This is a genomic window from Nostoc linckia z4 (assembly GCF_002608075.1).
In the GTDB taxonomy this organism is placed as follows: Bacteria; Cyanobacteriota; Cyanobacteriia; order Cyanobacteriales; family Nostocaceae; genus Nostoc; species Nostoc linckia.
Window position 1 is genome coordinate 143714 of record NZ_LAHA01000014.1, and the last position, 22186, is coordinate 165899.

Below are 22186 nucleotides of genomic sequence, written 5' to 3' on the forward strand. Positions count from 1 at the left end.
GAAAAATTACTTTTTACTTATTAAAGGAATACGGATAGTAAATTCTGTTTCACGTCCTAGAGTAGAATTAACTTGAATGCTTCCTGCATGTTTTTCGACGACAATTTCATAGGCGATGGCCATTCCTAATCCGATTCCTTTACCCACTGGTTTAGTAGTAAACATGTGGTCAAATACTCGTCGCTTGACTTCATCACACATGCCAATGCCATTATCGTAAATCTGAACAATGGCGTCCTGAGTTAATTTATCAAGTTGGGTTTGGATCCTAATATGATTTGGGTTAGTTTTCAAAGTTTGTAATTTACGTTCTTCGCTGGCTGCTTCTAGCGCGTCTATGGCATTGACTAAAACATTCATAAACACTTGATTCAGTTGTCCAGCATAACATTCTATTTGGGGTAAATCGCCGTATTTCCTAATAATTTCAATTTCTGAGCGTTCGGGTGTGGCTGTCAGGCGATGATTGAGAATCATCAGGGTGTTGTCTAATCCTTCATGGATATCTACCATTTTCATGTCTGCCTCATCAAGGCGGGAGAAGTTACGCAGAGACAGCACAATTTGACGAATGCGCTTGGTTCCCACTTGCATTGATGTCATTAGCTTGGGTAAATCTTCCGCCAGAAACTCAATATCCAAGTCTTGTGTTAGTTCGCTAATTTCTGGTGTGGGGTTTGGATAAGTTTGTTCGTAAAGCTTTAGCAAATCGAGGATACCTTTAGTGTATTCACTGGCATGGTTGAGATTAGCATGAATAAAATTCACAGGATTATTGATTTCATGTGCCACCCCAGCAACCAGTTGTCCCAAGCCAGACATTTTTTCGGTGTGGATGAGTTGGGCTTGGGTATTTTGCAGTTCTGTGAGGGTGTTGCTGAGTTGCTGCGCCTGCTGGCTAGAAATTAAGGCACGTTGGCGAATCTCTTCATATAATTGCAACTGTCGCCATGCACTAATCAAACCAACTATTAGCAATCCTCCCAAAACCGTAGCCAAGATATTCAACGCTTGCAATGGCGATTCAATATTTTCTTGTGGCACAATCAAAGCGATCGACCAATTTGCTTCTCTCAAGGGAGTGTAAGCAACATAGTTCCATTTGCCATCTAGTTGAGCTAATTCAATATTTGTACGTTTAGACACCATTCGTTGAGTAATTTCAACTAACCGGGGATTGGCGGAATTGAGGAAACTCTTGGCGGCTTTTTCAGGTGTGCCAATTAGTCGCGTATCGGGATGGGCGATGGGAACTCCTTGGGAATTGAGCGCAAAGGCATAGCTACCCTTGCCTTGATGTAAATTGTTGACTACTTCAATAACTCGGTTAATGGGAATTCCTCCCATTAATACACCTGCTGTTTTTGTACCTGTTTTGTCAGGAATCGGAGAACTAATTTGAATTTGTAATTGATTGGTTGTGCGTCCAATAATTGGATCGGCTGCTACTGTTTCACCTGTAATACTCCGTTGGAAAAATTCTCGGTCTCGAACATCAAGAACATCTCCTTGAGTATTTCTTAATGTGCCATCTGGTTTAACGGAGGCCATGAGTAAAAAGGTTTGTAGCCGCTTTAACTCAGATTGTAAATAAGGTTCCATCAATGACCAATCTAGCGATCGCACCACAATTGAATTTGCCAAAGTCTTAATTTCTGTCTTCCGAATGGCTAACCAATTATCAATATCTTCCTCGCCTTTTTGTGTTTTTAATAATGCTTGCTGCTTGAGGCTATCTAATAATAATCCTTTAACAAAGTTGTAACTAGTAATAGCAGTAACACTAATACTAATGGACAGAATCACCACAAGTGATAATAAGAGTAAATTTCGCGATCGCCATTTCAATGAAAAGTAATTTTTCTCATTCTTGATATACTTTTTGAGGTTGATTTTCAACCAGCTTTTGCATAATTTAAGTATCATACTTGGTTGTCTCCAAGTTAAAAATAAATTGTTCTAGTTCAGGTTATTGACCGTTCACAGTCAACAGTCAACAGTCAACAGTCTTATGGGTGAATATTTTTTTACTTGGAAGTCCCAAAACACCAAATACCAATGATTTTTTACTTTTTAACTTTGTTGAGTAGAAATTTGAATAACAAATTCTGTCCCTCGCCCAAGTTCAGAAGTGCAGGAGAGCGAACCACCATGTCCTTCTACGATAATTTGACGGGCAATGGCTAATCCCAAGCCTGTACCTTTACCCACAGGTTTAGTAGTAAAAAGATGGTCGAAAACTTTTTGTTGAACTTCCGGTGACATCCCTACACCATTGTCAGCAATCTTAATTAAAACCCGCTCCCCTGATTCTGCTACACGTGTTTGTATAGTAATACAATTGGGGTTAGCTAAAATTTCTTCTAGAGTCCGTCCGGCGTTATATTCTTCCAGTGCATCAATGGCATTTGCTAACAAATTCATAAACACTTGATTGAGTTGTCCGGCAAAACATTCCACCAAAGGTAATTGACCGTAATCTTTGACTATTTCAATTCCCGGACGGTTTTCGTTAGCTTTTAAACGATGTCTGAGAATCAAAATTGTGCTATCAATGCCTTCATGAACGTCAAAGGGAACTTTATAATCTTGATCGGCTCTAGAAAAGGTTCTCAGACTATTGCTGATACTGCGGATACGGCTAACACCCAATTTCATCGAGTCCAGTAATTTCGGCAAATCTTCGCGTAAATAATTTAAATCCATCGCATGAATTTCGTCTTCAATTTCTGAACCGGGTTGGGGAAATTTTTCTTGGTAAAGGTTAATTAGCCCAAATAACTCTTGAACATAATCTTTAGCTGGTTCAATGTTACCGGCAATAAAGCCAATAGGATTGTTTATTTCATGAGCAACACCCGCTACTAAATTTCCCAAGGCGGACATTTTTTCATTTTGAACTAATTGCAATTGCATTGTTTGGAGTTCTTGCAATGCTTGTTCTAATTGTTGTTTTTGCTGTTGTAACAATTTTTCTGCTTCCTCACGTTCGGTGATATCTTCACTAGTAGCAAGGATGCCAAAAACATTTCCCTCTTTATCTCGTAGGGGAATTTTATTTGTATTCGACCAGCTTTGTTTACCATCTGCTCGCTGCCATGTTTCAATAATGTTCAGTTCTGCTTGTCCAGATTCCATAATGCGGCGATCGCATTTTACATACCAATCCGAGTCTTCATCAGGCCAGGGAAGTTCATAGTCGTTTTTACCAACAATATCTTCTGGCGATTTTAGACCGGCCGCCTCAGCAAAATTACGGTTACAACCCAAATAAACGCTATTGAGGTCTTTCCAAAAAACTGACTGGGGAACGTTGTCAATAATTAACCGCAAAAATTGTTGGGTTCGTCCAAGGTTTTTTAAGGTATCTTGTGCTTGTTGATACAAACGTGCGTTTTCCAGAGAGATGGCAAGTTGAGTGCATAATAGATTCAGAATTTCTACGCGATCGTTCGTAAATGCCCCAGTAGTTAAATTATTCTCTAGGTACAAAATCCCCAATAGTTTGCCTTGGTGGAGAATTGGCATACACAACAAACTTTTAGGTTGCTGCCGGATGATATAGGGATCGGCAATTAACGTGGAATACATTGCTGTATCAATAATGACACTAGGCTGGAGATTGCGTTTAACAGCATAAATTAGGCTGCAAGGAACGTCATTGCTATCTTCAATTGGGATCGATTGCAGGACAGTTGATTGCTGCCCAACTTCAGCAGTTCCTTCAACGAGTAATGTCTCTTCTTTGACGAGTAGCAACACACATTTCTGTGCCCCTGCATTTTCAATCACCACAGAAAGCAGTTTACTAAGTAATTTCTCTAACTCAATTTCTCCAGAAAGTGTCTGAGAAGCTTTGATAACTGTTGTCATATCTAGCATCAATGCTCCATTGCTACTAGAAGTGAGGGATTTACCGAGGGTAGAATGCCATGTAGCAAAGTGATTATTACTAATGGTGTCATTGGATGTAACCGGCAATGGCGTTTGTCGTAAAATCGGTGCTAGAAGTCGGGGATAGCGTTGTTCTAAGTCATCGATTTTTGCTTTAGCATCCCAACGAGCATAACAATAGTAGGCATTAATCAAATACTCTTGGGCAATGCGTTCTTTGCCCCATTCCAGATAAAACTTGGCTGCGAGTTCATTAGCAAGTGCTTCTTCGTTGAGATATTCGTTTTTCTGCGCTTTGGCAATGGCGCGATCGTATAATTCGATGGCGTTCATATACTTGCCAGAAATTCTTGCCATTTCCGCAGATAACAATAGATATCTATGCAAAAAGTTTTTCGGGCAATTATTCGCCCAATTTTTCTGCATTTGTTGATGTTGTTGCATAATTTCCCAATACTGTTTTTTCTCATTAGATGTTGCATTGGGATAAATGGCTGCCAAGGTCAGTGGATAATAGAAATGATATTGAATAATTGGAAAAAACCCAGAGTTACTAGGTAGAGTTTTTTCAGCTTCTTTTGCCGCTTGAATTCCATCTTTATATCGGCCATAAAGATAAGATAATTGGATTTTGAGAAAACAATACCAGTTAATTCCATGTTCAAAGTTACGCTTTTGTTGCCAAATTTTGATGTAAGGAATATCTACTTCGTGGTCGCGATCCCAGAAATCAGTAATTTCCAACATGCCTTGTAAATTTAAGAGAAACTGCCGTTGTAAAGTAAATGCATACAGCATATTGACATCATTTACTTGTTGTACGTAGCCCAAATATTTCTCAGTTTCAGTATAGATATCTGAAAGGCGATCGCCTTTAATTAACATCGCCCAAATATAAAATGAAACTGCCCAAACGCCAAACACTAAATTTCCAGTTTCTTGAGACACTTGAAATGATTGTCCAGAAATGGGTAAGTTCGTTTTTAAATGTTGATGATAGGGGTTAATTGTATGGGCAAAAATATTATTTGTTTTGGGAATAAATTGGCTACTATTGAAGTGGCGATCGAGTTTGAGTGCTAATTTGCCAAATTCATAAGCAGTTTGATAGTTTCCTTGGTTCGCTAAACTCATGCCATACAAACAATAAGCAAAACCAGAACTTTCGGCATTGCCATAACTCAAGGATAGACTAATCATTAATAGGGGAATCAAAGCAGACAGATTTTGATGTCCTCCCATATAAGCTGCTGCCCAAAGGTCAGCTAAAAGACTCATACAAACTTTTTTTACTGGATCTGTCATCTCAGGCAAATCAAATAAATCTACCGGACGAATCGCTAAGAGTTTAGCTTTTAATTCTTTAATTTCAGCATCAATAGCTACTTGCTGTTCTTGTGCAGTTACGGGAAGATTCATCCCCATGATGCTCAAACCTTTAAGTCCACAAGCAAAGCCAGCTTCTATATTTTCACCCTGAGTCATTTTCAGGTACATTTGAATGCCGTAAATCTCTGCTTGATGAAATTTATCTTGACTGCGGTTTAAAGCCACATCAAAGAGTTTCTCTGTTTCTTGAAAATTGCCAATTAAATATTCGCATTCTCCAGCTTCTCTATATAATTGAAAGGTGAGTTGGTAGTGAGTTTGCCAACTATCTTCTGTTAGTAATTCTCTGCCTAATGTGAAATATTTAACAGCTGCCTTATAAGCAGTGGAAGCTTTTGCTTTCTTGCCGGCAATTAAATTTAGTTCAGCGAGTTGACATCGTTGAAATTGTTCATCAATGATATCAATTCCCTCATTGAATTGATTGACGATATCAAAAATATTGGCTTCAATTTCTTCAGAGGATGTACTTTTTAAAAGTAATTGTCCAATTTTTAAATGAGTAGCTTGCTTTTGAGATTCAGGAATCAGTGAATAAGCTGCTTGTTGGACGCGATCGTGAAGAAATTTGTAAGAACAGGAGTGAGGATAATCATAATTGGAAAATTGGGAATTTGCAATTTCTAATTCTGAGTCTTCTTGATAAAACTTGTAAACTTCATTGATGGGAATAATTAAGCCATCTTGCACGGCTTTCCAAAAATCTGCGGCTGTTTCTATTTGGGATTTTTCATGGACAATTGCCAATGTTGCCAAATCAAATTGGTTACCGATACAAGCTGCTAATTTCAAGACTTCTTGAGTTTGTTTTGGTAACTTTTGGAGTTGAATTGCCATGAATTCTACAACATCATCAGTAAGAGAAAGCGATCGCACTTTTGCGAGGTCGCATTCCCAATAGCCGCCCGCAAAATTAAATATAATGAATCGTTCTTGATGTAGCGCTTTGAGAAATTGGGTGCAGAAGAAAGGATTGCCTTTGGTTTTGCTCAATACCAAGTCTGCTAACGGTGCTGCCAATTCCAAAGAACAACTCAATGTATCTGCAACCAAATGATTGACAGATATTTCATCTAAAGGAGCTAAAGTAATTGTATTGACTCTAGCGCCTAACTTTTGAATTTCATCTAAAGTTAGTAGTAGTGGATGCGCTGGATGAACTTCGTTATCGCGGTAAGCACCAATTAATAGTAGATAGCCCATTTCAGCTTCACTCATTAACAAGTGCATCAACTTTAAAGAAGCAGAATCCGCCCATTGTAAATCATCAATGAACATCACCAAGGGATGTTCTGGTGCAGCGAATACTTGAGTGAATTTCAAGAACAGCAAATTGAAGCGATTTTGGGCTGCACTTGCTGAAAGTTCCGGCGCAGGAGGCTGTTTACCAATCAGGCTTTCCAGTTCTGGAATCACCTCAATCATCACTTGTCCGTTTTCACCCAAGGCTTTGAGAAGCTTGGACTTCCACTGTTCGAGTTGAGTGTCACTTTCACTCAGCAGTTGTGTCATCAAGTCTCGAAAAGCTTGTACAAAAGCAGAGAAAGGGATATTGCGCTGGAATTGGTCAAATTTACCTTTAATAAAATAACCCCGTTGGCGGACAATTGGCTTGTGGACTTCATTAACCACAGCTGTTTTGCCAATTCCAGAGAAGCCTGCAACTAACATAATCTCAGTGCTTCCCTGACTGACTCTCTCAAATGCATCGAGTAAAGTTTCAACTTCAGCTTGCCGACCGTAGAGTTTTTCAGGGATGATAAAGCGATCGCATATGTCCCGTTTACCTAATTCAAATCTCTCAATCTGTCCAATTTCTTGCAGTTGACGCCGACAAACTTCTAAATCATATTTCAGTCCTAATGCACTCTGATAGCGTTCCTCAGCATTCTTCGCCATCAATTTCATCACAATATCACACAGAACCAAAGGAACAGGTTCTTGATTTTTGATTTTTGAGTCGCACCTTTGGTGCGCTAGAAGCGCAACTTGAATTTTGAATTGATCTGGCTGCTTGGCGATGTGACAATGAACCAACTCCATCGCATCGCTAGATTGAAAAGGTACCTCTCCAGTCAGTAATTCATAAAATGTAATTCCTAGCGAGTAGTAATCGCTGCGGTGGTCAATTGCGCGATTCATTCGTCCAGTTTGTTCGGGGGAAAGGTAGACGAGAGTTCCTTCTAAGACATTAGGATTTTGAATTTCCTGGGTTTCTCTGGGCAAAAGCGAGGCAATGCTAAAATCTATTAACTTAACTTGCTTAGTTTGCGGATTGATGAGAATGTTGGCTGGCTTAATATCTTTGTGGATTACCCGATGGCGATAAAGTCCGTCGAGAATTTCACTCAAAGCAATGGCAATCTCTAAAAACTCTTCCAAGAAATTTGGATTACTCTCCATTGCTGTTTTCATCCATTTCCTCAGAGAAATACCACCGAAATCCTCCATTACCAAAGCATAGCTATTGCCATAGGGTTCTAAACTGTAGGGACGAACAACACCTGGAAGGTCGAGATTTTTCGCAATAGTATACTGATTGCGAAACTGAAGGAGTTCGCTGAAGGTAGGATACTCCTGATGAAGCAGTTTGATAATTACCGGAAGTCGATCGTCTTGTCGAATTGCGCGGTAAACCAGCGTTCTAAAGCTCGTATAAAGTTGTTCGGTAATTTGATAGTTTAGAAGCTGAACTATATCCTTAACTGCTGTATCCATGCTCGCTCAACTCTTGTGAAATCAGCTATTTATTTCCAGTAGTTTGCCCAAATATCAGGTTTGGCTAACTCAGTTTGATTTTGAGCGTAGACCTAGTGGTTCACCAAGGCAACTTGGGGGGGAAAAGGGGAAGGGGTAAAGGGTAAGGGGTAAAGGGTAAGGGGTAAAGGGTAAGGGGTAAAGGKGAAGGGGAAAAGGGGAAGGGGTAAAGGGCAAGGGGTAAAGGGGAAGGGGTAAAGGGCAAGGGATTAGACAAGAGTGCAATCAATTGCTTTTTGAACTCTTGTGGTCAAAGGGATGCATCTTTATTGGGAAAAGAGAAAATACCAAACCTTTCCCCTTTCCCCTTTCCCCCTTCCCCCTTCCCCTTTCCCCTTTTCCCCTTGCCCTTTCCCCCTTCCCCTTTCCCCCTTCCCCCTTTCCCCTTTGGGTGCCTACACTTGGTGTTAACATCGACCACATTGCCACCATCCGGCAAGCACGGCGCACGGTGGAACCAGACCCGGTAGCAGCGGCGGTGCTGGCTGAATTAGGGGGTGCAGATGGAATTACAGTGCATCTGCGGGAAGATAGACGGCATATCCAAGACCGGGATGTGCGAATTTTAAGACAAACAGTGAGAACTCACTTAAATTTAGAGATGGCCGCTACAGATGAAATGCTAGCGATCGCCCTCGACATCAAACCAGATTATGTAACTTTAGTCCCCGAAAAACGCGAAGAAGTCACAACAGAAGGCGGACTAGATATCGTTGGACAAATTGTTAGAATAGGTGAGATCGTTGATAAATTGCAAGGCGCTGGCATTCCAGTCAGTTTATTTATCGACGCCGAGCCAGCACAAATCGAAGCATCTGTCAAGGTACAGGCTAAATTTATTGAATTGCACACCGGACAATACGCCGAGGCTAAGGACGAAACAACTCGCCACCGAGAATTAGCCATCTTAGCCAAAGGATGCGAACAAGCGATTCAAGCCGGACTGCGAGTCAACGCCGGACATGGACTCACCTACTGGAACGTCTACCCAGTGGCAGCCCTTAAAGGTATGGAAGAACTGAACATTGGTCATACCATCATCAGTCGGGCAGCCTTAGTAGGCATAGAAAGAGCAGTCCGGGAGATGAAAGAAGCGATAATGGGGCATGGGGGATAGGGCATGGGGCATGGGAAGAGGACAAGGGGACAAGGGGACAAGGAGACAAGGGGAAAGACTTACTCTAACTGCTCCCCTGCTCCCCATCTCCCCATCTCCCCATCTCCGCACAAGAGGGGTTGTAACTGCGAAATCTAGAAATCAATCTTCAACTAAAAAATTCTATGAGCGCAACAGAGTCTAACAACCTACCGCTTTGGGTACAGGATCGCGATCGCGTAATAGCAGAAAGTATTGATAGTGAGTGGCGCTATCAAACACCACCAGATTATTCTCGATCCAAAGAAAATTTAGCTCAAGAAAGTACGCGCAATCACTTAGAAGGTACACTAGAAGCGATCGTGCAAAACTTGGTGCGAACCTTTGAGATGGAAGTATCCTTTAAAGCTAACCCGCAACAGTGGTTGTCTATTGTGAATGACAAGTTTCGCCTCAGTACTAATGGCGGAGTAGACTACACACCGGCAGATTTATCAGCCCAAGGTACTTACAATCTATTTATGCCTGATTCAGAACACTACAAAGCTTCAGAAGAAAGCTTTGAATCATCGGCAAAACTCTTCCACACAACATTTCCCAAAGGATTTCCTTGGGAAGTGCTGGAAGTTTTCTCAGGGCCGCCGAATGTAACATTCAAATGGCGGCATTGGGGACATTTTAATGGACAATACAAAGACTATGCACCTACTGGAGAAACGGTGGAAATTATCGGCATGAGCATTGCCAAAGTTACCGATGACTTAAAGATTATTTCCTTAGAACACTACTTTGACAATAGTCTGTTCTTGACCAAGCTCACATCTGGTGGCAAGGTAAATGCAGACAATCAAGGAAGTGCTTGTCCCTTCAGTTCTTGGTTCAAGAAGTTCCAAAAAAGTTAATTTTCAGGGGTACAGTGTGTAGTGCTGTGCCCTGAAATTACTTTCATAACAAGCAAAGGATGAAAATGCAAACATATCATTACGTTTTGGCTAGTCAACGTTTTATTCTCGAAGAAGAACCAATAGAGGAAGTTCTCAAAGAACGTACCCGTCACTACCACGAACAAGAAAAACAAATTGATTTTTGGCTAATCAAGCAACCAGCTTTCTTAGAAGCGCCCCAGTTTGCAGAAATAAAAGCAAAGTGTCCCCAACCAGCTGTAGCAATTATTTCCACTAATCCGCAATTTATTACTTGGTTAAAACTGCGTTTAGAGTACGTCATCACAGGAGAATTCCAAGCTCCTTCTGAGGCAATACCTGATGCTCTAGCATCTTTGGCTACTGTATCTTAGATGTGAAGAATGGGGAGACGAGGGAGGTGGGGGAGCTGGGGAACTGGGGAAAAGGTTAAAGGGAAAAGGGAAAAGGAATCAATTTAATCTTTCCCCTTTTCCCCGGTTGTGAGCTTGTAGAACCATACCCCTTTCCCTTTCCACATGCCCCATGCCCTATTCCCAATACCCTGTTTGGCCAATGCCCCACTCCCCACTCCCCATTTTTGTTTATAAAATCTTTTATGACACTGTAATTTATCTATGTAACTTTTGTGCAGAGACTTCAGACTTTACCAAGTGTTTTAAGATTAGCGATTTCTACGATGAGCTTTGCTTTTGCTGGGTTAATTGGTGCCATGAGTTCTGTCTATGCCCAACAAGGTATTCCTAATTGTCAACCACCGAATGCAGGGGAATATCTTTTATTAGTAGTCAGTCCTACAGCAGAAAATCAAAAGCAGTTGCGTAGTGCCCTACCCCCTCAACTCAAAACGGTTACCTGCCAATATCTCAACGAAACTGTGACGCGTATCGGGGGCTTTAATCAAATTGATGATGCCAATCGCTGGGCAAGGTATGTCAGTAATATTGTTGGTTTGTCTGCTATCATTACTACTCGGCCAACAGCACCAGATGTTGTGCAAGCACAGCCACTCCAGCAAACAGTCACCTATAATCCTCAAGCTTTAGGAGAGGGTTATGCAGTGTTGGTAGATTATTACAATCGCCCAGAATTAGCAAGTAGCATACAGCAAGTGGTGGGAGGTAATGTCGGTTTTGCTTCTTATGGACAACGCCCATACTTGTTAGCAGTTTATACTACTAACCAAAGTGAAGCATACAACGCCTTACAAAAGCTAAACGATCGCGGTTTTGTTGCCAGTATCGTCAATAGTCGTAAGGTGATTTTGTTACGGTCAGCTGTGGGATTTTAAGAATAAAGAATTCAGGAGTCAGAATTCAGAATTCACAATTAATTAAGTATAAGTGGCGGTAAAGTTAGCAGGTTAAAGTTCCTGACTAAAATCTTCTCTAGCAGACGCTTTTGCTAGCTTGCTGAAGAGTAGAGATACAATTTAGTGGTCAAGAAGAAAGCAACGGGTTTAATTGCCCACTAAAAAATTGCTGAATTCTGTATTCTGAATTCTGTATTTTGAATTCTGCATTCTTCTTTAATAAGCAGACCTAGCTAACCAATAAATCGTTATACCCAAAGCTGACCCGGCTATTACCTGAACTGGTGTATGTCCAAGCAATTCCTTAAGACGGTCTTGGCTAAAGTCTGGTTTTTCATGAAATAATTCATCAATCATTTGATTGAGAATACGAGCTTGTTTGCCAGCCGCTTGGCGAACTCCAGCTGCATCGTACATCACGATGATGGCAAAAATCATTGCCACTGCAAAATCAGGAGATGCCCAACCCAATGTTTGCCCTACACCAGCAGCTAGAGCTGTAACTAAAGCTGAGTGGGCACTGGGCATTCCTCCGGTTGTCACCAAAACACGTATGTTCAGCTTGCGATTTTTGATGATTTCGATTATGAGTTTTAATGTTTGAGCAATTAAACAAGCTACCAGAGCAACCAGCAGCACCCGGTTGTCTAAAATGTTGCCTATATCCTGCATGGTATTGTGGTTAGGTTAGTGATATGAGTAGCAGTTGTTGGTTGAGGAAACATTTAGATTCAACCCAAAATCCGAAATTAACTGAGTACATGACGGTGGAAGTAACCCAAAGGTTAAAAATAGACAAAAAGTAGATACTTTGAGCATTGATGACTCTTTACTTTTGCCTTTTTGTCTTTTTGTACTAGTTATTACGACTGATGATAAAATGAGCGATCGCTTGGAGTGGCTTGGCTCTTTCCCCAAATGTTTCTAATTCCGCGCAAGCTGCTTTAACTAGCTCTTGGGCTTTTAAGCGCGATTGCTCAATTCCCCAAAGGCTGGGATAAGTAACTTTTTTCGCTTTTTCGTCTTTGCCAGCTGTTTTGCCTAATTGCTCTTGGGTTGCAGTGATATCCAGAATATCATCTACGATCTGAAATGCTAGTCCAATATTTTGAGCGTAACGGGTTATCCGTTGCACATCCTGGGACGATGCCCCAGCTACAATACCGCCACAAACTACACAAGCTTCCAAAAGCGCAGCTGTTTTGTGTTCGTGAATGAAATTGAGCGTTTCTAGAGAAATATCTGATTTCCCTTCACATTGTAAATCCACGACTTGACCGCCGACTAAACCAGCTGCTCCCAGAGCGCGGCCAAGACGGACAACTACTTGCAAAACTCTTTCTCTGGGAACATTTTCAGGAGTATGAAGGGCAACATATTCAAAAGCCAGAGCCAACAAACCATCTCCAGCTAAAATTGCCACATCTTCGCCATAAACCTTATGATTCGTCAGCTTTCCACGACGATAATCATCATTATCCATTGATGGCAGGTCGTCATGAATCAAAGACATTGTGTGGATCATCTCCACTGCACAAGCTGTTGGCATAGCCATTTCGATGGTACCACCCATCATTTCGCAGCTAGCAAGGCAGAGAATCGGACGTACACGCTTACCTCCAGCTAATAACGAGTAGCGCATCGACTCATAAATTGTTTCTGGATAAAGAACGGGAATAGCCCGATCTAAAGCAGTATCACAAAGCTTTTGCCGTTCTTTGAGATAGGCTGCTAAGTTAAAGTTGGCTTCCTCTGGTGGTGTCTTTTGAAAGTTATCGGTTGCTACCATTCTTCAATTCCTGACATTTTGTGATTTTGTCTTATACGTCACAATTTTAAGGTGCTGTGGGACTCAAAAAATGAGGAGTTGGGAGTTGGGAGTTGGGAGTTTGGAGTGGGGAGTTGGGAGTTGGGAGTTTGGAGTGGGGAGTTTGGAGTTGGGAATTGGGAGTTGGGAGTTGGGAGTTGGGAGTTGGGAGTTTGGAGTTGGGAGTTGGGAGTTAGGAATATAACTCTTAACTCATCACTCTTAACTCATCACTCCTGACTTTTAACTCATCACTCATCACTCCTGACTTTTAACTCATCACTCTTAACTCATCACTCATCACTCCTCACTCTTAACTCTTAACTCATCACTCCTCACTCTTAACTCATCACCCCTTGCTCCTTACTTTCTTACCGTTCTCGAATAGCTAGCAAATGTATTTTGCAACAATAAGGCGACAGTCATTGGCCCGACACCGCCAGGAACTGGGGTGATAAATCCTGCTACGGCAGCAGTTGATTCCAAATCTACATCGCCGACTAGCCGATTGTTGCCACTGGCATCAGTGACCCGATTCATTCCCACATCTACCACAACAGCGCCCGGTTTTACCATATCAGCAGAGATTAGTCCGGGACGACCTGCTGCTGCAATCAGAATATCAGCATTTTGAGCGATCGCTTTGAGATCGTGCGATCGCGAATGAGCAATGGTGACTGTAGCATCAGCCTCCAATAACATTAATGCCATTGGCTTACCCACTAAAATACTACGTCCTATCACTACTGCCTGCTTTCCTTGCAAAGGAATTTTATATTCTTCTAAAAGCCGCATCACGCCAGCCGGGGTGCAGCTACGTAAGCCCGTTTCTCCCCTTACTAGTCGCCCCAAGTTAACTGGGTGCAGTCCATCAGCATCTTTATCGGCATCAATTTGATGTAACAAGCCAACAGCATCCAAATGGTTAGGCAAAGGTAGCTGCACGAGAATACCATCCACCCGTTCATCGTGATTGAGTGTATGAATAACCTCTTCTAATTCTCCTTGGGTAGTTTCGGCGGCAAAATGCTTGCCAAAAGAAGCTATACCAACTTTGGCGCAGGCTTTTTCTTTATTGCGTACATAAGCAGCTGAAGCCGGGTTATCGCCCACCATCAGCACTGCTAAGCCAGGAGGCCTTCCAACTTTTGTTTGTAATTCGCTAATGGCAACAGAAAGTTCTTGCTGAATTTTTCCAGCTAAAGCTTTACCATCAAGGATTTTGGCAGTTTGTGTTTTCATGAAAATTTCCAGCTATCTTCGTGTTGTGTCGCAAGTTTGGTTGAATAGGGGTATGGGGCATGGGGCATGGGGCATGGGGCATTGGGAAATGATTTATAACTGTAATTCGGTATAAGTTAAGATTCGTGAATGAGTATTTGAACTCCATTAATGAGTGTTTGAGCTTCATTAATGAGTGTTTGAGCTTCATTAATGAGTGTTTGAGCTTCATTAATGAGTGTTTGAACTCCATTAATGAGTATTTGAACTCCATTAATGAGTGTTTGAACTCCATTAATGAGTGTTTGAACTTCATTAATGAGTGTTTGAGCTTCATTAATGAGTGTTTGAACTCCATTAATGAGTGTTTGAACTCCATTAATGAGTGTTTGAGCTTCATTAATGAGTATTTGAGCTTCATTAATGAGTATTTGAACTCCATTAATGAGTCTTTGATACTCGCGAACAAGCATAAAAACTCGATTCTTTTTGCCTCCTGCACCCTGCTTGTTTTTCCTGGAGCCTTTTTTGCCCAATCTTTAGTTTCGCACGTGGTGTTTTGACTCTTGACCCTTGACTTTTAAGTATTATTGTGTTGCTGTTTGATGTCGTAGCGTTTCTCTCACAGTAAATCCATGATGTTTATTTTCTCAGATCGAGGGCTTTATAGAGAGATGGGGAGATGGGGAGATGGGGAGATGGGGAGATGGGGAGATGGGGAGACAAGGGAGACAAGGGAGACAAGGGAGACAAGGGAGATGGGGAGACAAGGGAGATGGGGAGACAAGGGAGATGGGGAAAAGGTTAAAGGTTAAAGGGAAAAGGAATCAATTTAATCTTTCCCCTTTTCCCTTTACCCCTTTCCCCCTTTCCCTTTCCCCATACCTTGTTTGCCCAATGCCCAATTCAAAACAAAGTACCATAGATGGGAACTGACCCGATGGAAGTGGCGACAAAACAAGCAGTGAAGCAAAAATTTCCTCAATCGGTGGCTTTCATGGAAAAAACTAGAAATTCGTCCCTTGCCTTTTTGTCTGGGCACAGTATTTTTCTGTACCGTGTAGGGTTAGCTTTTTTCCTGGTGGCAGGACTTTCTAGTTGTGGTAATTTAGCTTCCTCTGGCTTGAGTGGAACTGGCTTAAAATTTGGCGCTAATGTTACCCCAATTCGAGAAATTCAAGCACAAAAAAAGAATCAGGCTACAGTTTACATCCAAGGTACGGTAGAAAATCAAGCTCCCCTAATTAAGCAATGGGCTTATCAAATAAATGACACAACCGGCAAAATTTGGGTTATCACTAATCAAAAAAGTTTGCCAGAGGGTTCGCAAGTAGTATTTAAGGGTAAAGTGCGCTATCGGAGTATTCCTTTAGCGGGGAAAGAACAGGGGGAAATTTATTTAGAAGAAGAATAATTAAGCAATTAAAAATGAATATATGAGCAATGAACTAGTACATGTGGCGATCGCTATTCTCTACCAAAACAATAAATTTCTCATGCAACTAAGGGATAACATCCCCAACATTCCTTATCCCGGTCACTGGGCGCTATTCGGCGGTCATATCGAACCTGGGGAAACACCGGATGTGGCAGTCAAACGAGAAATTTTAGAAGAAATCGGTTATACCCTGCCGCCTTTTGTTGAATTTGGCTGTTATATAGATGAAAGAGTAGTCCGCCATGTTTTCCATGCACCACTCCTAGTGGAGATGAATGAATTGGTTTTAAATGAAGGCTGGGATATGGGATTATTGACTCCAGAAGATATTCACCAAGGTAGATGTTATTCAAAAAATGCCGACGAAGTGCGACCATTAGGGGAAATGCATCAGCGAATTATGTTGGATTTTATTGAAAAGAATCAAATGTAAATGGGGCATTGGGCATGGGGCATTGGGCATGGGGCATGGGGCATTGGGCATTGGGCATGGCCAGGGGAGAATAATAACTCACCAGTCAACACTCAACACTCAACAATCAACAGTCAACAGTCACCAGTCAACAACAAGCAAAATAAAATTAAAACTCTTGTGGAGTAATCATCACTAATGCAAACAGCAAACAAACTGCCACGATGGTTAAATATAGGGTTGGCGTTCCCGATTATTATTCTCAACGGCTGGCTGTTTCTCCAGGTTGTGCAGTATTTTCAACCTCTGGTAAGCATTATTGTTGCCGCTATCCTCTTGGCTTTCGTTTTGGACTATCCAATTCAGTTTCTTCAGCAACAAGGGGTGAAACGAAACTTGGCCATTGGGGGAGTGTTACTGTTGACTGTGGTGATTATAGTGGGTTTGGGCATCACTTTAGTGCCGCTAATTATACAACAACTCAATGAATTAGCTAATATTTTGCCTAGTTGGATTGATTCTGGTACTCAGCAGTTACAAGCTTTCCAAGATTGGGCATTAAGTCAACAGCATTTACCGATTAATTTAAGTGCTTTGGTTAGCGAAATTTTAGAAAGATTATCTAATCAACTCCAGTCTTTCACGGGGAGAATTCTCAGTTTTGCTGTTGACACTATTGGTATTGTGGTGAACGTACTGCTGGCGGTGGTGCTGACTATCTACTTGATATTGAACGGGGAACGTCTTTGGGATGGCATTTTTCAATGGTTTTCCCCTAATATTGGTTCAAAAGTCCGGCAGTTACTCCGAGAGGATTTCCACAATTATTTTATCGGTCAGGCTACATTGGGTGCTGTGCTGGGAGTGACCATTACACTGGCGTTTTGGATTTTGCAAGTACCCTTGGCGCTACTTTTTGGTATTGGTATTGGCTTGTTTTCTTTATTTCCTTTTGGTACAGGAATAGGTATCGGTATAGTCAGCCTTTTGGTAGCGTTGCAAAATTTTTGGTTAGGAGTGGAAGTTTTAGGTGTCGCTGTTGCTATAGATCAAGTTAATTCTAATTTTATTGCGCCCCGAATTCTCGGCAATTTAACAGGCTTAAATCCGGTTTGGGTGGTCATTTCTTTATTACTAGGAGCTAAATTAGGAAGCGTTTTAGGTTTGTTAATTGCAATTCCAGTTGCTAGTTTTATTAAGGATACTGCTGATAGTTGGCGTGCTGGTGAATTTAATCGAATAGATGATATTGAATTAGAGTCTGCAAAGTCTACAAACACCACAAATGAGACAGTAATTAATTCATTTTAGAGACGTTGCAATTGCTAATTTCTATACTTGAATTGATACTAAACACAGGAACTAAGTTCAACTGGAATTTTAATAATAAACTCAGTTCCTTTACCAGAAGCGGAGATACATTGTAATTGACCGCGATGTTTTTCTACAATAATTTGATAACTAATAGATAACCCTAATCCAGTTCCTTTACCAACCGGTTTTGTAGTGAAAAATGGATCGAATAATCGCTTTTGTAAATTTTCTGGAATCCCAGAACCATTATCAGCAATACGAATAATGACTTCCTTCGGGTCGATAAATTGAGTACGAATGTGAATTTCAGGTTTTGAGAGGGTTGAATTGTGAGTATTAGTTGAATTATGATTTACATCTTCTGTGCTTCTTCTATCCCCCAATTTGCAGAAACCTGAAGCTACATCTTGACTCCCCACTTCCCATTCCTTACTTCCTATTCTCTCTTCTATGGCATCAATAGCATTTGCCAAAATATTCATAAATACTTGATTGAGTAGTCCAGGATAACATTCCACTAGGGGAAGATTTGTATATTCTTTAATCACATTGATATTTGGTTCAATTTGATGATTTTTAAAACGACTTTGTAAAATTAATAAAGTACTTTCAATACCTTCATGGATGTCAACTAATTTTTTCTCAGATTCATCGAGGCGAGAAAAGTTTCGCAAGGAAAGAATAATTTCCTCAATGCGCTTTGTACCCACTTTCATGGAATTGAGAAGTTGAGGGAGATCTCTAGTTAAAAAATCAAGTTCAATTTGAGCGATCGCAGTTTTTATTTCCCCTGCTGGTTCGGGATAACATTGCTGATACAATTTAATTAAACTCAGCAAATTCTCGCTATATTCAATGGCATGGACAAGATTACCAGCAATAAAATTCACTGGGTTGTTAATTTCATGAGCAATTCCAGCCACCAATTGTCCCAAGGCAGCCATTTTTTCATTTTGAATTAATCTGGTATAATTTTGTTGTAAATCCTGAAAGCCTGCTTTTGCAACCCTCGATTGTTCTTCTACCTGCTGTAATTGAACTAATGTTAAAACGTGAATTTGAGAGTAGGCTAAAAGTAATTGATGGAAATCAATCAAGCTATATTTTCCAGATGCACTTTTAATTAAAATCGGTTCATAGGCAATTTGATGCGGCCGTTGCAAAGTTACTTCAGTGGCTTTGACAATGGACATATCCTCAGAAAGTATTAATATCTCTCTCTGGAAAAATTTGTAAAGAATTTTAATTGGTCTGAAGGAAAATAGTGACAAACTATAGGGATGGCTCATCTCCTCAAAGAATTTCCGCCGTGAAATCATCCCGACATATTCTTGATGATTATTCAGAATAATTCCTGGTAATAAAGGCTCTTGGTTAAAAAGCGTAGCTAAATCATTACCTAGATGCTCTACTTCAAGGCAAACCTGCCAAAACGGTAATTCTTTTAAAGTGGACTCTAAGCGCAAGTTCGGCTGATTAGCATTTTTGACGCCACTTGTAGGCATCATACTCTCAAGACTAGACTGCTGAGGTAATATTTCTGGTAACATGCTGAACAACCGTCTCGCTAATTTTTAACTTCATCAATTGTTACAAACTTATTTTTCCCAAATTATTAACTAAAAGTCACAGGTTAGATGGGGAAAATTAAGTTTACCCAAATAGCGATCGCTGGTCACATTGTATTATTTATTACATAGATAGATATTACATTTGCTTGTTTCTGAAGAGGAAAAATAAAAATCAAGTATCAGACAGCCATACTTTATTTATCTATTACTTAAGCCAAGGTTAAAAAAAGATTAAATAAAAAATAAATTATTCGGTTTCCCCTCATTGACTGTTAACTGTGAACCCTCAACAATCAACAGTCAACAGTCAACACTTAACACCAATATTGTTCACAACTGAAATAGGATTTCTATGTTTGTTTAACCTGATATTTTCTAACTTTGCCAAAATCAAGTTAAGCTTTAACCTTTTTGATGGAGGTTCCTTTTAGCTTTAATATCCCAACAACACCACAAACCAAGAGAACACCACCTAAAGTTGTAGGTTCCGGTACTTTTTGATAAGAAACTTGACCAGAAAAAAGTTCAGTATTTGGCGAAGTGCTAGAAAGTACTGTAAAGTTATTACCAACGATTTCGTAAGTGAGGAAGCTTTCGGGATTGATATCGTTAAATGTATATTCTAATCCGACAAACGATGTTTGGTTTATTGAATAGACAATGGGAAAATCTGGATAATTTATATCATTTTCTTCGGTGTAAATTGTCGATTCGCCATCAAATTTAAAAGAGACTGAAGTAGCGATCGCCTCTGGAATGCTATCATTACTAAAACTTGAATCATCAAAACTAAAAAAGCCTTGTCCCTTCTTTGTCGGACTATCTACTGTAAAAGCGTAATTAATAATTGCCGCAGATACAGATTTGATATCTACACTAGCTAAACCCAGAGCAAGACTACCAGCAAGCACTATTTGTGGAATAAATTTCATTTTTTTTCCTCACGATAAAATTTTGCAAGCAATCCAGACATCAAGTTTAGAAATATTATTTTGGAGTTATGAGTTTAAGCAAACTTTAATTCCAGGTAAAAATAATATAAGTAGATAGTCATGATTAAATCTAAGATGTCATTGCGTTCGCGTAGCGTCTCGTAGAGAGCGAAGCGAAGCAATCCCAGAGACTTTGCGATTGCTTCGCTTCGCTCTCTACGAGACGCTACGCGAACGCAATGACAGAACATATTATATTTATTTATGTCCATCTACTTATAATAATCCGAATTTATTTAGAGAATGTTTACTGATGACTGTTAACCGTTAACGGTGTCGGGTTGTCTTTAATCCCATCCCTAGAAGGAATAGGATTAAAAACACTTTTTTATAAATTAAATAAAATTACAAAAATTCAATATTTATTAACCATTAGATAACTCAATCTTTACTTATAGCTCCAGAGGAATATGGTAGAGACTTATCGTGTAATGGTTTTTAGGCTTGATATTATTTAATATGCTAAACCGTCGCCAGTTTTTGCTACGTTCTACTGTAACAGCAGGTGGGATCATCGCCACCAATGTTGTATCGAAATCACCGGTTTTTGGAGAAGCACCTGCAATTATTACCTCTGACAAAATGCGTCCTAACATACCTTATGGCGTAGCTAGCGGAGATATATCTAACGATGGTATCGTGATTTGGAGTAAGAGCGATCGCCCTGCCAAAATGATTGTAGAATATTCTACCAGCGAATCTTTTAAAAATGTCCAGCGAATTGTAGGGCCAAATGCTTTAAAAGATAGTGATTTTACAGCACGACTTTTTTTGAAGAATTTACCACCAGACCAACAAATATTTTATCGGGTAATTTTTCAAGATTTAGATTATAAAAATACCTATAGCGCAGCTGTGAAAGGCAGTTTCCGCAGTCCCTCCAAATATGCGCGAGATATATTCTTTGTTTGGGGTGGTGACACCGCCGGTCAAGGATGGGGAATAAATCCTGATTTCGGTGGAATGAAAATTTATGAAACCATGCGCCAACTGAAGCCTGACTTTTTCATTCATTCTGGCGATAATATTTATGCCGATGGCCCAATTCAAGCAGAAGTTACCTTAGATGACGGCACAATTTGGAAAAATATTACTACACCAGAAAAATCTAAAGTTGCAGAAACACTAAAAGAATTTCGTGGCAATTATATCTACAATTTGCTTGATGATAATATTAAACGTTTCAATGCCGAAGTTCCGATTTTGGCACAGTGGGACGACCATGAAGTTACAAATAACTGGTATCCGGGAGAAGTTCTTTTAAGCGATAGTCGCTATACAGTTAAAGATGTTAACTTGCTAGCCCAAAGAGGAAGACAAGCATTTTTAGAGTATACACCTATTGGATACGAAACAAACAATCCAGATAAAACGAGAATTTATCGCTCCTTCAATTATGGGCCATTATTAGATATTTTCATGCTCGACGAACGCACTTACCGAGGGGCAAATACTCCTAATAATCAATCGATACCAAGTGCAGAAACGCAATTTTTAAGCAGAACGCAAATACAGTGGTTAAAAAGACAATTACTCTCATCAAAATCTACATGGAAAGTAATTGCTAGTGATATGCCTTTGGGATTAATAGTTAGAGACGGTAGCACAGATTTTGAAGCTTGGGCTAATGGAGACGGCCCGGTTTTAGGAAGAGAATTAGAACTTGCTGATTTATTGCGATTTATCAAAAACAAAAATATCCAGAATGTTGTTTGGTTAACTGCTGATGTACATTATGCAGCAGCTCATTATTACAACCCTGCAAAAGCCCAGTTTACAGACTTTAAACCTTTTTGGGAATTTGTTGCCGGCCCTTTGAATTCTGGTACATTTGGCCCTAACCAATTGGAAAATACTTTTGGCCCAGAATTGAAATTCCAAAGCCTTCCTCCAGGTACAAAAGCAAATCGTCCTCCAAGTGAAGGTTTACAATTCTTTGGAGGAGTTAAAATCAATGCAAATACAAAAGTGATGACAGTAACGTTGCGTAATTTAGTAGGGAAAATTGTTTACGAATTAGATTTGCCACCAGAAAGATAAGTTGCTATGGCAATCTTAAA

At 40.3% G+C, this 22186-nt stretch carries 17 protein-coding genes; 9 read left to right on the forward strand and 8 right to left on the reverse strand.

The genetic code is table 11. From position 1 onward, the window contains the following. Window positions 1–6: 6 nt before the first annotated feature. Both VF06_RS14305 and VF06_RS14310 read right to left on the reverse strand, forming a co-directional pair. Entirely contained in the window at window positions 7–1926 is a 1920-nt protein-coding gene (locus tag VF06_RS14305) for a sensor histidine kinase (protein WP_099072458.1), read from the reverse strand. Between the two features lie 147 nt (window positions 1927–2073). After that, window positions 2074–8001 (reverse strand): trifunctional serine/threonine-protein kinase/ATP-binding protein/sensor histidine kinase, encoded by a 5928-nt coding sequence (locus VF06_RS14310; protein ID WP_099072459.1) that lies wholly within the window; start codon window positions 7999–8001, stop codon window positions 2074–2076. A gap of 430 nt (window positions 8002–8431) precedes the next feature. On the opposite strand from VF06_RS14310, the gene VF06_RS14315 reads away from it, so the two are divergent. The 4 genes from VF06_RS14315 (at window position 8432) to VF06_RS14330 (ending at window position 11350) form a co-directional block, all read left to right on the forward strand. Then, entirely contained in the window at window positions 8432–9157 is a 726-nt protein-coding gene (locus VF06_RS14315) for a pyridoxine 5'-phosphate synthase (protein WP_099072541.1), read from the forward strand. Window positions 9158–9321: 164 nt separating this feature from the next. After that, window positions 9322–10038 (forward strand): SnoaL-like polyketide cyclase, encoded by a 717-nt coding sequence (locus VF06_RS14320; RefSeq protein ID WP_099072540.1) that lies wholly within the window; start codon window positions 9322–9324, stop codon window positions 10036–10038. A 65-nt stretch (window positions 10039–10103) separates the two neighbouring features. Further along, window positions 10104–10433 (forward strand): MgPME-cyclase complex family protein, encoded by a 330-nt coding sequence (locus VF06_RS14325; protein WP_099072543.1) that lies wholly within the window; start codon window positions 10104–10106, stop codon window positions 10431–10433. A 305-nt stretch (window positions 10434–10738) separates the two neighbouring features. After that, complete coding sequence (locus VF06_RS14330; RefSeq protein WP_371411844.1) at window positions 10739–11350, forward strand: hypothetical protein; 612 nt, start codon at window positions 10739–10741, stop codon at window positions 11348–11350. Between the two features lie 237 nt (window positions 11351–11587). Here the strand turns inward: VF06_RS14330 and VF06_RS14335 are convergent, their stop codons facing one another. The 4 genes from VF06_RS14335 to VF06_RS39170 all read right to left on the reverse strand — a co-directional run bounded on the left by VF06_RS14335 (window position 11588) and on the right by VF06_RS39170 (window position 14935). Further along, window positions 11588–12043 (reverse strand): divergent PAP2 family protein, encoded by a 456-nt coding sequence (locus VF06_RS14335; protein ID WP_099072538.1) that lies wholly within the window; start codon window positions 12041–12043, stop codon window positions 11588–11590. Window positions 12044–12227: 184 nt separating this feature from the next. Beyond that, window positions 12228–13160 (reverse strand): geranylgeranyl diphosphate synthase CrtE, encoded by a 933-nt coding sequence (crtE, locus tag VF06_RS14340; RefSeq protein WP_099072537.1) that lies wholly within the window; start codon window positions 13158–13160, stop codon window positions 12228–12230. A gap of 381 nt (window positions 13161–13541) precedes the next feature. After that, on the reverse strand, window positions 13542–14420 hold the full coding sequence (gene folD / locus VF06_RS14345) for a bifunctional methylenetetrahydrofolate dehydrogenase/methenyltetrahydrofolate cyclohydrolase FolD (RefSeq protein WP_099072536.1): 879 nt from the start codon (window positions 14418–14420) through the stop codon (window positions 13542–13544). Between the two features lie 116 nt (window positions 14421–14536). Further along, a complete protein-coding gene (locus tag VF06_RS39170) occupies window positions 14537–14935 on the reverse strand; it encodes a TrbJ/VirB5 family protein (RefSeq protein WP_143863136.1) in 399 nt (132 codons plus the stop codon). A gap of 146 nt (window positions 14936–15081) precedes the next feature. Here VF06_RS39170 and VF06_RS42645 point away from each other — a divergent pair, with 146 nt between their 5' ends. The 4 genes from VF06_RS42645 to VF06_RS14370 all read left to right on the forward strand — a co-directional run bounded on the left by VF06_RS42645 (window position 15082) and on the right by VF06_RS14370 (window position 17560). Further along, window positions 15082–15207 carry a hypothetical protein gene (locus tag VF06_RS42645; RefSeq protein ID WP_257207710.1) on the forward strand — a complete coding sequence of 42 codons (126 nt, stop codon included), beginning with the start codon at window positions 15082–15084 and terminating at the stop codon, window positions 15205–15207. 117 nt (window positions 15208–15324) lie between these two features. Then, window positions 15325–15813 (forward strand): hypothetical protein, encoded by a 489-nt coding sequence (locus VF06_RS14360; protein WP_180267647.1) that lies wholly within the window; start codon window positions 15325–15327, stop codon window positions 15811–15813. Between the two features lie 22 nt (window positions 15814–15835). Beyond that, window positions 15836–16270, forward strand: coding sequence for an NUDIX hydrolase (locus VF06_RS14365; RefSeq protein WP_099072535.1), 435 nt, complete (start codon window positions 15836–15838; stop codon window positions 16268–16270). Window positions 16271–16447: 177 nt separating this feature from the next. Beyond that, the gene (locus VF06_RS14370) at window positions 16448–17560 is read left to right on the forward strand and encodes an AI-2E family transporter (RefSeq protein ID WP_099072534.1); all 1113 of its coding nucleotides are present in this window, start codon (window positions 16448–16450) and stop codon (window positions 17558–17560) included. A 38-nt stretch (window positions 17561–17598) separates the two neighbouring features. Here VF06_RS14370 and VF06_RS14375 read toward each other — a convergent pair whose 3' ends face one another. Together VF06_RS14375 and VF06_RS14380 are read right to left on the reverse strand one after the other, a co-directional pair. Next, window positions 17599–19113: a sensor histidine kinase gene (locus tag VF06_RS14375; protein WP_099072533.1), complete on the reverse strand. Its 1515-nt coding sequence runs from the start codon at window positions 19111–19113 to the stop codon at window positions 17599–17601. Window positions 19114–19529: 416 nt separating this feature from the next. Continuing rightward, window positions 19530–20066, reverse strand: a complete 537-nt coding sequence (locus VF06_RS14380; protein WP_099072532.1) for a PEP-CTERM sorting domain-containing protein — start codon at window positions 20064–20066, stop codon at window positions 19530–19532. Window positions 20067–20585: 519 nt separating this feature from the next. Between VF06_RS14380 and VF06_RS14385 the strand changes: the two genes are divergently transcribed. Continuing rightward, the gene (locus VF06_RS14385; protein WP_099070366.1) at window positions 20586–22166 is read left to right on the forward strand and encodes an alkaline phosphatase D family protein; all 1581 of its coding nucleotides are present in this window, start codon (window positions 20586–20588) and stop codon (window positions 22164–22166) included. Window positions 22167–22186 lie beyond the last annotated feature (20 nt).